The sequence below is a fragment of the Ectopseudomonas oleovorans genome, assembly GCF_029845265.1.
Taxonomy (GTDB): Bacteria; Pseudomonadota; Gammaproteobacteria; order Pseudomonadales; family Pseudomonadaceae; genus Aquipseudomonas; species Aquipseudomonas oleovorans.
Genome location: NZ_JAOCLK010000051.1, coordinates 17,009 through 29,232, shown reverse-complemented (window position 1 = coordinate 29,232; position 12,224 = coordinate 17,009). Strand labels below are relative to the sequence as shown.

General features: G+C 62.7%; 12 protein-coding genes, 1 tRNA gene and 2 pseudogenes. 10 read left to right on the top strand and 5 right to left on the bottom strand.

Annotated elements, in window-relative coordinates:
* Nucleotides 1-84: 84 nt before the first annotated feature.
* The 4 genes and pseudogenes from N5J71_RS19615 to N5J71_RS19605 form a co-directional block, all read right to left on the bottom strand.
* Nucleotides 85-690, bottom strand: coding sequence for a hypothetical protein (locus N5J71_RS19615; protein WP_279917453.1), 606 nt, complete (start codon nucleotides 688-690; stop codon nucleotides 85-87).
* 93 nt (nucleotides 691-783) lie between these two features.
* Nucleotides 784-873, bottom strand: a pseudogene (locus N5J71_RS22585) (hypothetical protein); the annotation flags it as partial.
* A 182-nt stretch (nucleotides 874-1,055) separates the two neighbouring features.
* Nucleotides 1,056-1,145: transfer RNA gene (locus N5J71_RS19610), tRNA-Ser, on the bottom strand.
* Between the two features lie 93 nt (nucleotides 1,146-1,238).
* The gene (locus N5J71_RS19605) at nucleotides 1,239-1,457 is read right to left on the bottom strand and encodes a hypothetical protein (protein ID WP_003460096.1); all 219 of its coding nucleotides are present in this window, start codon (nucleotides 1,455-1,457) and stop codon (nucleotides 1,239-1,241) included.
* A 187-nt stretch (nucleotides 1,458-1,644) separates the two neighbouring features.
* Here N5J71_RS19605 and N5J71_RS19600 point away from each other — a divergent pair, with 187 nt between their 5' ends.
* Nucleotides 1,645-2,334: a crotonase/enoyl-CoA hydratase family protein gene (locus tag N5J71_RS19600; protein ID WP_003460095.1), complete on the top strand. Its 690-nt coding sequence runs from the start codon at nucleotides 1,645-1,647 to the stop codon at nucleotides 2,332-2,334.
* 119 nt (nucleotides 2,335-2,453) lie between these two features.
* Here N5J71_RS19600 and N5J71_RS19595 read toward each other — a convergent pair whose 3' ends face one another.
* Nucleotides 2,454-2,846, bottom strand: a complete 393-nt coding sequence (locus N5J71_RS19595; protein WP_003460092.1) for a hypothetical protein — start codon at nucleotides 2,844-2,846, stop codon at nucleotides 2,454-2,456.
* 155 nt (nucleotides 2,847-3,001) lie between these two features.
* Here N5J71_RS19595 and N5J71_RS19590 point away from each other — a divergent pair, with 155 nt between their 5' ends.
* From N5J71_RS19590 to N5J71_RS19545, 9 genes and pseudogenes are all read left to right on the top strand, one after another.
* Complete coding sequence (locus tag N5J71_RS19590) at nucleotides 3,002-3,316, top strand: hypothetical protein (protein WP_003460090.1); 315 nt, start codon at nucleotides 3,002-3,004, stop codon at nucleotides 3,314-3,316.
* Between the two features lie 386 nt (nucleotides 3,317-3,702).
* Entirely contained in the window at nucleotides 3,703-4,986 is a 1,284-nt protein-coding gene (locus N5J71_RS19585) for a CmpA/NrtA family ABC transporter substrate-binding protein (RefSeq protein ID WP_279917452.1), read from the top strand.
* A gap of 12 nt (nucleotides 4,987-4,998) precedes the next feature.
* Nucleotides 4,999-5,850: a nitrate ABC transporter permease gene (ntrB, locus tag N5J71_RS19580; protein WP_128578543.1), complete on the top strand. Its 852-nt coding sequence runs from the start codon at nucleotides 4,999-5,001 to the stop codon at nucleotides 5,848-5,850.
* Between the two features lie 185 nt (nucleotides 5,851-6,035).
* The gene (locus N5J71_RS19575; protein WP_074858265.1) at nucleotides 6,036-6,827 is read left to right on the top strand and encodes an ABC transporter ATP-binding protein; all 792 of its coding nucleotides are present in this window, start codon (nucleotides 6,036-6,038) and stop codon (nucleotides 6,825-6,827) included.
* A gap of 97 nt (nucleotides 6,828-6,924) precedes the next feature.
* A pseudogene (locus N5J71_RS22580) lies at nucleotides 6,925-7,448 on the top strand (polysaccharide lyase family 7 protein).
* A 150-nt stretch (nucleotides 7,449-7,598) separates the two neighbouring features.
* Nucleotides 7,599-7,799: a polysaccharide lyase family 7 protein gene (locus tag N5J71_RS22430; protein ID WP_082065084.1), complete on the top strand. Its 201-nt coding sequence runs from the start codon at nucleotides 7,599-7,601 to the stop codon at nucleotides 7,797-7,799.
* A gap of 49 nt (nucleotides 7,800-7,848) precedes the next feature.
* A complete protein-coding gene (locus N5J71_RS19555; protein ID WP_279917450.1) occupies nucleotides 7,849-8,292 on the top strand; it encodes a thioesterase family protein in 444 nt (147 codons plus the stop codon).
* Between the two features lie 701 nt (nucleotides 8,293-8,993).
* Nucleotides 8,994-10,205 (top strand): nitrate/nitrite transporter, encoded by a 1,212-nt coding sequence (locus tag N5J71_RS19550; RefSeq protein WP_003460079.1) that lies wholly within the window; start codon nucleotides 8,994-8,996, stop codon nucleotides 10,203-10,205.
* A gap of 116 nt (nucleotides 10,206-10,321) precedes the next feature.
* The gene (locus N5J71_RS19545; RefSeq protein ID WP_003460077.1) at nucleotides 10,322-11,989 is read left to right on the top strand and encodes a bifunctional protein-serine/threonine kinase/phosphatase; all 1,668 of its coding nucleotides are present in this window, start codon (nucleotides 10,322-10,324) and stop codon (nucleotides 11,987-11,989) included.
* Nucleotides 11,990-12,224 lie beyond the last annotated feature (235 nt).

The following is a 12,224-nucleotide window of genomic DNA, read 5'->3' as shown; positions in this document are numbered from 1 at the left end:
GCCAGCTTCTGCCTCTGCTTCCTGAAAAAAACCGTCCGCCAGGACGGGGTTTATGGAGCGGTTACTCCGCCTCAGCCTTGGCAATCAATTCCGGAGCAGCCAGCCCGCGAATGCCTCGCCCTTTGTCGGCAGCTTGCTCAGTGCCGTCTTGACCTCCTGGCAAAGCGCACGGGTGATCCGGGGTACATGAAGGTCGCCGTATAGCTCAACGAAGCGCGTGACCGGGGCGCCAAACTCGGAGATGGTCTTGTTGGTGCTGCGGGTATCGCCATCGGTCAGGCGCTTGTCATCCGCCCATTTGCGGAAGACTTCTGAAAGCCTGGGGCCGCTCAGCTTGTTCTCTGCAACCTTCTGCTCCACCGCGAGTGGCTTCTCAACGAACGGAAGTTCCATGGCTTCTCGCCAGTCACCTGCAAAGCGCGCCAGTGCCATCCTGCAGAGGTCACACCAGCGGCTGTAGAACGCATCCACCAGAGACCTGTAGGCGGGCTCAGAGGCATCAGGAACAGGCAAATGGTGCTCAGCCAGCACCGACTTCATGACCCCTTCTACAGCGTTCTGGCGAGACTTGTAGCTGCTGCTATCGACAACATCACAGGCAAGCTGGACACCGGTGGCGTCATCGCCATCAAGAGGCTGGATCAGAAAATCGGTGAGATCCTCCGGCTTGCCTTCCCATGACTCAAGCACAGCTTGCGCCCACCTATCGGCGAGCTTGGGGGCATCAGAGGCTAGAACTCGTGGACGGCCAGCGAGTTGCTCTCTGGCTGGGAAGAAGATGTCCTCACAACGGATCAGCTCCGATGCGAAACGAGGACGGGCAGTGGCGAAGTCTCGGGTTCTGAGTGAGACCTTCCATTCGCGCTTACCGATGATCTGTCAGATGTCTTCGGGGACTTCACGGCAGAGGTAAAAAATCCCCGAACGAGGATGCTTCCACGGCTTGGTCATGACGTGCATCTGTACCACCCTTCTGTACCTATGGGATCAGAAAGGCGTCTAGCTGAAACAAAAAAACCCCTGATTCTCTAAGAAAATCAAGGGCTTATTGAAAGTGGCGGTGAAGAAGAGATTCGAACTCTTGATACGGTTTCCCGTATACACACTTTCCAGGCGTGCTCCTTCAACCACTCGGACACTTCACCGGATCTCGACGTTTTAGCGTTTACCCCGTCGAGGCGCGCTAATGTAGTCGAATGTTTTCCCGATGGCAAATTTTTTTTAAAGGATTCATGCGCTTAAGAGCGAAGCGGGTTTTCCTCGCGCTTCTCGCAGGGCTGCTCGTCGAAGCGAATGTGGCCGAACAGCAGAAAACCCAGGGACATGAGCAGACCCAAGCCGAATAGCAGCAGCACGCCGGATGGGCTGCGCAGGTAGAGGGTTTCGCTGAGCACGACCGATGCCAGCAGCAGGCCGGTCACAGTGACCATATAAAGGATGGAGTAGAGAGTGTTCATGGGGCAGCTCCTTCGGTTCGCTGCTCACCTTAAAGGCCTGGCTTTGCGTTCGACCAATTGCCATCCGGCATCGCCGCGATAGGCAAAAACACTGACCAGCCAGTCAGCCGCGGCGCTTTACCAGAGCGCTTCGGCTGAGTACCTTCTGCCAACATTCGCCCCCAAGGCTCCAACAAGGAAAACCGCCATGAGCGACCTGATCAGCTATCAACTCGAAGACGGCATCGCCACCCTCACCCTGAGCAATGGTAAGGTCAATGCCATCTCGCCTGACGTGATCGCTGCGTTCAATGCCGCCCTCGACCGCGCCGAGCAGGATCGCGCCATCGTCGTCATCACTGGCCAGCCGGGGATTCTTTCCGGCGGCTATGACCTGAAGGTGATGACATCCGGCCCGCAGAATGCAATCAACCTGGTGGCTGCTGGCTCCACGCTGGCGCGACGCATGCTTGCCCACCCCTACCCGATCATCGTCGCCTGCCCGGGTCATGCCGTGGCCAAGGGTGCTTTCATCCTGCTGTCGGCCGATTACCGTATCGGTGTGGAAGGTCCGTTCAATATCGGCCTGAATGAAGTACAGATCGGCATGACCATGCACCACGTCGGTATCGAACTGGCCCGTGATCGTCTGCGCAAGTCGGCGTTCCACCGTTCGGTGATCAATGGCGAGATGTTCGACCCGGCTGGCGCGGTAGAGGCCGGCTTCCTGGACAAGGTGGTGCCGGCCGAGCAATTGCTGGCTACCACTCAGGCGGTGGCGCAGCAGATGAAGAAGATCAACATGACCGCGCACAAGAACACCAAGCTGAAGGTGCGCAAGGCGCTGCTGGAAACCCTCGATGCCGCCATCGAAATGGACAAGCAACACCTGCTGTAAGCACTCGGTACCCCATAAATGAAAAGCGCCGCTTCCGTTTAGGTCGCGGCGCTTTTTCTTTGCGCGTCTCGCCAATTACCCCGCCGGCGAATGTCGGTGCGCGCGGCGCACCCAACGGGTCAGCCGGAATAATCCAGGGCCGTCCAGGCTCGGCTCAGGCCTTGCGCGAGCACGCAGCCGGGCTTGCTCAGTTGCTCGTTGAAGGCGGCCGGCAACAGCGTGGTTTCACCCTCTGCAGCACCATGGCGCTCGGTCAGCCACTGCAGCTTGCCGCAGTTGGGCGTTTCGATCACGTAACTGGCGGCAATGTTGGAGTGATGGCTGGGTAGTCGAATCACATCGAGCACTATGCCCGTCTCCTCGACACGCTGGCCATCGGAGACCAGCACGGCCCAGGCCTGCTCGCCCTCGATCACTAGATAGGCACCGTTGGCCTGTGGCCGATCAATCTGCGGTTGCGCGCAGCCGCTCAGCAGGGCCAATAGCACAATCGTCATCAGCATCTGTTGCATTGCCAATACCCCCCTCGCAAGGCGCCCACCTTCAGGTGGTGGACGGGTTGTTGTCGCCTAAGTGAGGCCAATATCACTCAATACTGTTTATTTGTACAGTATTTTTCGATTAGGCTATATCGCAGGTAAATGATCGATTGCACAGGAGCGCCATCATGCTGGACGTACTGCAGCTAAAACACCGAGTGAACCGCATGCCGCTGGAGCGGGTACACGAGATGGTCGAGGATCTGCAGCTCGAGGGCATCGTCACCGAGAGCCGCACCCCTTTCAATCGTCAGCACTTCAACACCTGCTTCGCCGAGATCGAGGCGCTGCTGCAGCGCGCCGGCTACCATCGGCAACTGGATGTGGTCGGCTATCAGGGGCTGGCCTATGCGCTGTTCGATCCAGCTCGCTGGGAAGCCGTCGAAGTGCTGCGCTGGCTGCGCGACTTCGTCGAGGAGGCGCGCGTTCAACCGGCATCCTGAGCCTACGATACGAACCAAAAAGGCTCAGCGGCGCCCACTCATGCACGGCATTGGCTCAGAAGCATGTGGGGTGAGCTGAGCGTGCGCTCGCTCCACACACTTCAAAATCTTCTCAGAACACAGCTGCAACTTATTGATCCTAAACAGCTAGCCTCTGGAAAGCCGGCATCCGGCCCCTACCTGTCAGGTGCCACATGCCGCTACTCGGCCGCTGTGCACGAAAGCTGGCAAGCCCCTTGCTAAGTCCCTGTCAACCATCCTGCGTAGCACGCCAACGGCGGCGGGCCGAGGATCACGGACAACGGCGTCCGTCAGGTCACCTTCCTCTCATCGAGGCGGCCTGGCGTACGCCGTTTTTGTTTATGCGCCTGACAAGGATTAAACTCATGACCGATCGTGATTCGAACAAGCCCCTGGCCACCAGCCGCCGCAATTTCCTCAAGCAATCCATCGCCCTGGCCGGCGCCGTGAGCGGCATCGCCGCACTCGGCCTGTCGGCGCCGGCTTCGCTGCGCAGTGCAGCCTGGGCGGCCGGCTCCGACGCGCCGGAAAAAGCCGCGCTGAACGTCGGCTTCATTCCCCTGACCGATTGCGCTTCGGTGGTGGTCGCCGCCACCCAGGGTTTCGGCGAGAAATACGGCCTGACCATCAACCCGAGCAAGGAGGCCTCCTGGGCCGGCGTGCGCGACAAGCTCAACACTGGCGAACTGGATGCTGCTCATGTGCTCTACGGCATGATGTACGGCGCTCAGCTCGGCCTGGCGGGGCCACAGCGGGACATGGCAGTGCTGATGGGGCTGAACCAGAATGGCCAGGCCATCACCCTCTCCAAGCAACTGCGTGAGGCCGGTGTGACCAACGGCGCGCAACTGGCCGAACACGTGAAGAAAGGCGGCAATCCGCTGACCTTCGCCCAGACATTCCCAACTGGTACCCACGCCATGTGGCTGTATTACTGGCTGGCCAGTGTCGGCATCAACCCCATGAGCGATGTGAAGACCATCGTCGTGCCGCCGCCGCAGATGGTCGCCAATATGCGTGTCGGCAACATGGATGGCTTCTGCGTCGGCGAGCCCTGGGGCGCGCGGGCGATCTTCGACAAGATCGGCTTCACCGCCACCACCACCCAGCAGATCTGGCCGGACCACCCGGAGAAAGTGCTTGGCACCACCCGCGCCTTTATCGAGCAGTATCCCAATGCCGCCCGCGCGCTGATCATGGCGATTCTCGATGCCAGCCGCTTCATCGAGGCCAGCGAGGAGAACCGCAAGAGCACCGCCAAACTGATTTCCGGCAAGGCCTACGTCAACGCGCCGGTGCAGGTGATCGAGCCGCGCTTTCTCGCCCAGTACGAGGACGGCCTCGGCAACAGCTGGAAGGACGAACATGCCATGGCCTTCTGCAAGGACGGCAGCGTCAACTTTCCCTATCACTCCGACGGCATGTGGTTCCTCACCCAATTCAAGCGCTGGGGCCTGCTCAAGGATGCGCCGGATTACGCCGCCGTGGCCGCGCAGGTCAACCAGACCGCGCTCTACGCCGAGGCTGCCAGCGCCCTCAAGCTGGCGGTGCCGAGCAGCCCGCTGCGCAGCAGCACATTGATCGACGGCGTGGTCTGGGATGGCAGCAATCCAGCCGCCTACGCCGACTCCTTTACCATCAAAGCCTGATCGGAGGTCGATATGAATGCGCCCCTGAAAACGCCTCTGCCGCACAGCGTCAAACCGCGCTTTTCGCCCACGGCCCTGCTACCGAGTGTCGAAACCCTGGGCAACCTGTGCAAGACCAGCATCGCGCCGCTCCTCGGCATTCTCGCCTTTATCGGCTTCTGGTCGTTGCTGGCGCAGTACAGCGAGGGCCTGCCCGGCCCCTTGAGCACCTGGCAGGCCGCCCTGGTGCTGTTCGCTGATCCTTTCTACGACAACGGCCCCAACGACATGGGGATTGGCTGGAACATCCTCAACTCGCTCGGCCGCGTCGGGGTTGGCTTCGGCCTGGCGGCGCTGGTGGGCATTCCCCTGGGGTTCGCCATCGGCCGTTTCGCCTTCCTCGCCGGCATGCTCGCGCCGATCATCAGTCTGCTGCGCCCGGTCTCGCCGCTGGCCTGGCTGCCTATTGGCCTGCTGGTGTTCGAGGCGGCCGGCCCGGCGTCGATCTGGGTGATCTTCATCAGCTCGATCTGGCCGATCATCCTCAACACCGCCGCCGGCGTGGCCAGCGTGCCGCAGGACTACCTGAACGTGGCCCGCGTGCTGAAGCTGTCGGAGTTCAAGGTGCTGACGCGCATCCTGTTTCCCGCCGTGCTGCCGCACCTGATGACCGGCATCCGCCTGGCCATCGGCGTGGCCTGGCTGGTGATCGTCGCCGCGGAGATGCTCACCGGCGGCATCGGCCTGGGCTTCTGGGTGTGGGACGAATGGAACAACCTCAACGTCGAGCACATTCTCATCGCCATCATCATCGTCGGCCTGGTTGGCCTGGCGCTGGAGCAGATGCTGCTGTTGATCGCCAAACGCTTTGACTACGCAAGCTGAAGAGGCGCGTTCGGCCAACTCGTAGCCCAATGAGATGCAATCAGGGAACGCGATCTCCGTTTCCCCGAATTGCATTGGGCTACGCGAGCTTACAAATCAGTTTAACAGTAGACGCCAAGTCTTTGTTTTAAATGAAAGTGTCTCTGATTAAATCCGGGGCACGGCGCCAGAACGGGAGAACTCCGATGGACAAATTCGTGGAGCTGACCGCTGTCAGCAAGCACTTCGACACCAAGAAAGGCCGCTTCCAGGCACTGGCAGACGTCAACCTGAGCATCGCCCGCGGCGAGTTCGTCGCGCTGATCGGCCACTCCGGCTGTGGCAAGTCGACGGTGCTCAACCTGATCGCCGGCCTGCTCGATGCCAACGAGGGCGGCCTGATCTGCAACGGTCGCGAAATCGACGGCCCCGGCCCGGAGCGCGCCGTGGTGTTCCAGAACCACAGCCTGCTGCCGTGGATGACCTGCTTCGGCAATGTGCACCTGGCAGTGGAACGCGTGTTCGGCGAACACGAGAACAAGGAGCAGCTCAAGGCTCGTACCGAACAGGCGCTGAACATGGTTGGCCTGGCGCACGCCATGCACAAGCATCCCAACGAAATTTCCGGGGGCATGAAGCAGCGGGTCGGCATCGCCCGCGCCTTGGCCATGGAGCCCAAGGTGCTGTTGATGGACGAGCCGTTCGGTGCCCTCGACGCCCTGACCCGCGCGCACCTGCAGGACGAGCTGCTGCGTATCGTCGGCGAAACCCAGAGCACGGTGGTGATGGTCACCCATGACGTGGACGAGGCCGTATTGCTGTCCGATCGCATCGTGATGATGACCAACGGCCCGGCCGCCACTGTCGGTGAAATCCTCACCGTCGAGTTGCCTCGTCCGCGTGATCGACTGGCTCTGGCCAACGACCCGCAGTACCACGCCTATCGCACCTCCGTGCTCGAGTTCCTCTACCAGCGTCAGCAGCGGCCTGCCGCCTGAGTACCGGCAACCGCTCTGGCTCAAGGGCTGGAGCGGTTGAACCTCTGGCTCATCGCAGGGACGAACGAATGTCCTCAACTGACAAGCAGAGAATCCCGTGCTCGACCTCAGCACCTGGAATCTGTCGATTCCCACCGAACCGACGCCCATCACCATCACCACCCAGCGCCTGAACAACGGCTACGAGAGCCGTTACTTTCGCCGCAATGCCGACGGCAGCGTGACCTTCTGGGTACCGGTCACCGGTTCGACCACGCCCGAGCCCGCTATCCGCGTAGCGAACTGCGCGAAACCCAGCACGACGGCACACTCGATAACTGGCTGCATGCCAGTTCGGACAGCTATCTCAGTGCCGTGCTGCAGGTCGACCAGGTGCCCAGCCGCAACAAGGTGGTGATCGGTCAGATCCACAGCACCGATGTGCCGGGTAGTCAGAATGATCCGCTGGTCAAGCTGCAATACCACTACCGCCGTGGCGTCGGCCGCCTGGAACTGCTGCTGCGCGACCAGCCAGGCGACACTGCCGTGCAGAACATCCTGCTGGCGGAAAACGTGCAACTGGGCGAACGCTTCGGTTACGACCTGCGTATTACACCCAGCGGGCTAATGCTGATCAGTTAAGCGCCGACTGCCTACGATGAGTCCCCTCGCCCCTCTGGCGAGCCATGTTCGGAGAGGGGTAAATGGCCGTTTCGCGGTATTTCGGCCCTCTCCCCCAGCCCCTCTCCCGTAAACGGGAGAGGGGAGCCAAACGCGTACAGCCTTAACTGACTGGCATTACCCAGCGGGCGCCTTGGTGTCAGTGTCAACAGCAGCGAGGGTGATACCGGCTCCTTCTACCACCAACTGAGCAGCAGTTGGCGTGACCAGTACCTGTACTTCAAGGCCGGCGCCTACATTCAGGACAATTATGGCGAGGACGACGAAGGCGGCCGCGTCACCTTCTTTCACCTCAACAGCCTGCACCGCTGAGGTATGAGGCGGCTTACAATCATCGCCTTCCTTTTGCGATGACTCGACCATGGCGCGCCTGACCCTCGACTTTCCCGAAGACCAGTACTGCTACAGCACTCACCTGACCGTACGCGTCACCGACATCAACGGCGCCAACCACTTGGGCAACGACTCGATGATCTCGATGATTTCCGAGGCGCGCGCCCGCTTTCTCTTCGAGTTCGGCATTCAGGAAACCGACGGCAAGGGTATCGGCATCATCGTCACTGACCAGGCCACCACCTACCGCGCCGAAGCCCATGCGCGCGACCAGTTACTGTTCGAGGTCGGGGTGATGGACTTCAACCGCTATGGCGGCGATATCACCTTCCGCATCACCCGTCCGGCCGATGGTGCGCTGGTGGCCATGGCCAAGTCCGGCTTCGTGTTCTTCGACTATCTGCAGTCGAAAGTGGTGCCGATGCCGGAAGCCTTCAGCGTCAAGTTCCCCAAGGTCAATCGGCTCGACTGACTCCAGGTTTCCGATACTTCAGGGCTGCGGGCGTACAGACACCAGGCAAAACTTGCACAGTTATTGCTGCCAATACCGTGACACTTCGCCATTCATCTGCTACGCCTAGGTCAGAACAGAAAAAGGGGGGATCGAGGATGACCGACACCTACCACCGTGCCCGTCAGGCGGGGCTGCTGAGCAATCTGCTGGCACTCGCCCTGCTGACCGCGCCGCTACCCACTCACGCAACCAGCGTTAGCCAACTTTCCAGCGTCCAGTCTCAAGCCTCTCTCAGCACGCAGCGATCGCCCCATTCGGGGGCATAGACGGCGCAAGCGCCTCGTTTTACGGCAGTACTGCGCGTACTGAAAGTGCGTAACGCCTGATCCCAGAGCCTCTGCCCGGTTGGCTCGGCTCTTGCTTGTTCCCTCTCAGCAGGTAGCCAACGGCGGCCACCTCCCTCACGACAACGACGTCGCCTCATCCGGCCTTCATGGCCTGTGGTGAAGCGGCGTTTTTTTTTCGTGTTCGCCCCAGTGACCGGGGCCGGCGCAGGCATCGCGATCCGAGCCTGTACCGCAATCGCGCAAACCTGCTGTGGCTTCGGCCGCAGGGCTCTGCACCAAACGTGCACGGCCTTCCCGGCAGGCGCGGCCGCCGTGTCCACGACCATGGTTCGCCGCGCCTGGCCGGGCTCCTTCTCGCTGATGAGGTGATCGATGAATACAAGTTTCTGGAAAGCCGGCCACGCCCCCACCCTGTTTGCTGCCTTCCTCTATTTCGACCTGAGCTTCATGGTCTGGTACCTGCTCGGCCCACTGGCGGTGCAGATCGCTACCGACCTCGACCTCAACGCCCAGCAACGCGGCCTGATGGTGGCCACGCCGATTCTCGCCGGCGCCGTGCTGCGTCTGCTGATGGGCTTTCTCGCCGACCGCCTGTCGCCAAAGACCGCCGGCCTGCTCGGCCAGGTGGTGGTGATAGTCGCGCTGTTTTGCGCCTGGCAGATCGGCATCGGCAGCTACGAGCAGGCGCTGCTGCTCGGCCTGTTCCTCGGCTTCGCCGGCGCGGCGTTCGCCGTGGCCCTGCCGCTGGCCTCGCAGTGGTACCCGCCGGAGCACCAGGGCAAGGCCATGGGCATCGCCGGCGCCGGTAACTCCGGCACCGTGCTGGCAGCGCTGTTCGCCCCCGGCCTGGCCGCGCTGTCCGGCTGGCAGAACGTGTTCGGCTGGGCGCTGATCCCGCTGCTGGCGACCCTGGTGATCTTCGCCCTGGTGGCCAAGAATGCGCCGGAGCGGCCCAAGCCCAAGGCCTTCGGCGACTACCTCAAGGCCCTCGGCGATCGCGACAGCTGGTGGTTCATGTTCTTCTACAGCGTCACCTTCGGCGGCTTCATCGGCCTGGCCAGCGCCCTGCCCGGCTACTTCAGCGACCAGTACGGGCTGAACCCGGTGACCGCCGGTTACTACACCGCCGCCTGCGTCTGCGCCGGCAGCCTGCTGCGCCCGCTGGGCGGCGCTCTGGCCGACCGCATCGGCGGCATTCGTACACTGCTGATGATGTATACCATCGCCTCGCTGTGCGTTGCCGTGGTGGGCTTCAACCTGCCCAGCGCGAACGCCGCCCTGGCCTTTTTCGTCGCCGCCATGCTCGGCCTTGGTGCTGGCAATGGCGCGGTGTTCCAGCTGGTACCGCAGCGTTTTCGCAGGGAAATCGGCGTGATGACCGGGTTGATCGGCATGGCCGGCGGCATCGGTGGTTTCTTCCTCGCTGCAGGCCTGGGCACCATCAAGCAACACACCGGCGACTACCAGCTGGGCCTCTGGCTGTTCGCCAGCCTCGGCGTGCTGGCCTGGATCGGCCTGCATGGGGTCAAGCAGCGCTGGCGCACCACCTGGGGTAGCGCCGCGGTGACCGCCGCACGGGTGTGAGCGAGTTCTCGACGACCGGCCACACTCCGTAGGGTGCGCCGCGCGCACCAGCGATTTGCGTCGAACCTGGTGCGCACGGCGCACCCTACGGTCCAAAGATCTACGGAAACCGCATCATGGCCCTGCAACTGAGCATCGGCGAAACCAGCGCCACCGGCCCGCGCAGCGAGAACCAGGACGCCCTGCGTGTGGTTACCCCGGCGCCAGCCCTGGCCGCCAGCAAGGGCTACCTGCTCGGTCTGGCTGATGGTGTCAGCCAGTGCGCCGACGGCGGCCTGGCCGCACGCGCGACCCTGCAGGCGCTGGCACTGGATTACTACTCCACCCCGGAAACCTGGCCGGTGCAGCACAGCCTGGACCGCCTGCTCATTGCCCATAACCGCTGGCTGCAGGCCAATGGCGGCGGCCAGCCGCTGCTGACCACCCTTACCGCCCTGGTGCTGCGCGGGCGTCGCTACACCCTGGCGCACATCGGCGACAGCCGCGCCTACCTGTGGCGCGACGGCCAGCTGCTGCGCCTGACCGAGGACCACGTTTGGGAACAGCCGGGCATGCAGCACGTGCTCAAGCGCGCCATGGGCCTGGATCAACACCTGGTGGTGGACTACCGCGACGGCGAGCTACAGGCCGGCGACCGTTTCCTGCTGGTCAGCGACGGCGTCTGGGCCTGCCTCAACGACAAGCGCATCGGCGAGTTGCTGCAACGAGACGATGACGCCGAAGTGATCTGCCAGGCGCTGGTCGACGAGGCGCACCACGCCGGTAGCCAGGACAACGCCAGCGCCCTGCTGGTGCACGTCGAGCAGCTCCCAGAAGCCGCGCTGGCCGACACCCTGGCCCAGCTCGAACATTGGCCGCTGCCGCAGCGCCTGCGTGAAGGCCAGGAGTTCGAGGGCTGGCAGGTCGAAGGCCTGCTCGGCGAATCGCGCCAGTCGCTGATCTACCGGGTGCGCGATGCTGACAACCTGCCCTGGCTGCTCAAGACCCTGCCGCCCAGTCGCGCCGGCGAGGAACAGGCCGGCCCGGCGCTGTTGCAGGAGGAATGGTTCCTGCGCCGCGTCGCCGGTCGCCACTTCCCCGAGCTGCATGCTCTGCCGCAGCGCCAGCATCTGTATTACGTACAGCGCGAATATGCCGGTCAGACCCTGGCCGCGCGCCTGCAGCAGCATGGCCCACTGAGCCTGGCCGACTGGCAGGACCTGGCGCCGCGCCTGATCAAGGCGCTCGGCCTGTTGCACCGGCGCAATATCATCCACCGCGACATCAAGCCCGAGAACCTGCTGCTCGGCGACGACGGCGAACTGCGCGTGCTCGACTTCGGCCTGGCCTACTGCCCGGGCCTGACCCGCGACGAGGCCCACAGCCTGCCCGGCACGCCCAGCTATATTGCCCCCGAAGCCTTCGCCGGCAGCCCGCCCAGTGCGCAGCAGGATCTCTACGCCGCGGGCGTGACGCTCTATCACCTGCTCACCGGACACTATCCCCATGGCGAAGTCGAAGCCTTCCAGCACCCGCGCTTCGGTCAGCCGGTGCCGGCCAGCCGCTACCGCCCGGACTTGCCTGCCTGGCTCGATGAGGTGTTGAGCCGCGCGGTAGCCGCAGCCCCAGCGCAGCGCTTCGAGACCGCCGAGGAGTGGCTGCTGGCACTGGAAAGTGGCGAGCGCCAGTCCCTGAACAACCGCCCACGGCCGCTGCTGGAGCGCGAGCCGCTGCTGGTGTGGCGCAGCGTGGCGCTGGTGTCGCTGCTGCTCAACCTGCTGCTGGCGTTCCTGCTGCTCAAATAGCCAACCCCGCACCAAAGCAGCGCAAAACGCCTCTCAACGGTGCATAAACCCAACCTACAGCGCCAGCCAAGTGACTGAAAAGCCTGAAAAACCGTGACCTGATCGAGTTGGCACAAGGGCTGCATTCACAACTACCACAAACCACATAAAGCGCGACCTTCAACGACGAAGGCTGCACTTCCCGGTAGAACGGGACCTGGACAAAGGCGTCCTCGCTAGGTGACTAGCGGGACGC

Bases quoted from the DNA above. Each gene is read 5' to 3' on its own strand.
- N5J71_RS19605 (WP_003460096.1), bottom strand. From the start codon at position 1,457: ATGAACACTCTCTACTCCATCCTTTATATGGTCACTGTGACCGGCCTG.
- N5J71_RS19600 (WP_003460095.1), top strand. From the start codon at position 1,645: ATGAGCGACCTGATCAGCTATCAACTCGAAGACGGCATCGCCACCCTC.
- N5J71_RS19595 (WP_003460092.1), bottom strand. From the start codon at position 2,846: ATGCAACAGATGCTGATGACGATTGTGCTATTGGCCCTGCTGAGCGGC.
- N5J71_RS19590 (WP_003460090.1), top strand. From the start codon at position 3,002: ATGCTGGACGTACTGCAGCTAAAACACCGAGTGAACCGCATGCCGCTG.
- N5J71_RS19585 (WP_279917452.1), top strand. From the start codon at position 3,703: ATGACCGATCGTGATTCGAACAAGCCCCTGGCCACCAGCCGCCGCAAT.
- ntrB (WP_128578543.1), top strand. From the start codon at position 4,999: ATGAATGCGCCCCTGAAAACGCCTCTGCCGCACAGCGTCAAACCGCGC.
- N5J71_RS19575 (WP_074858265.1), top strand. From the start codon at position 6,036: ATGGACAAATTCGTGGAGCTGACCGCTGTCAGCAAGCACTTCGACACC.
- N5J71_RS19555 (WP_279917450.1), top strand. From the start codon at position 7,849: ATGGCGCGCCTGACCCTCGACTTTCCCGAAGACCAGTACTGCTACAGC.
- N5J71_RS19550 (WP_003460079.1), top strand. From the start codon at position 8,994: ATGAATACAAGTTTCTGGAAAGCCGGCCACGCCCCCACCCTGTTTGCT.
- N5J71_RS19545 (WP_003460077.1), top strand. From the start codon at position 10,322: ATGGCCCTGCAACTGAGCATCGGCGAAACCAGCGCCACCGGCCCGCGC.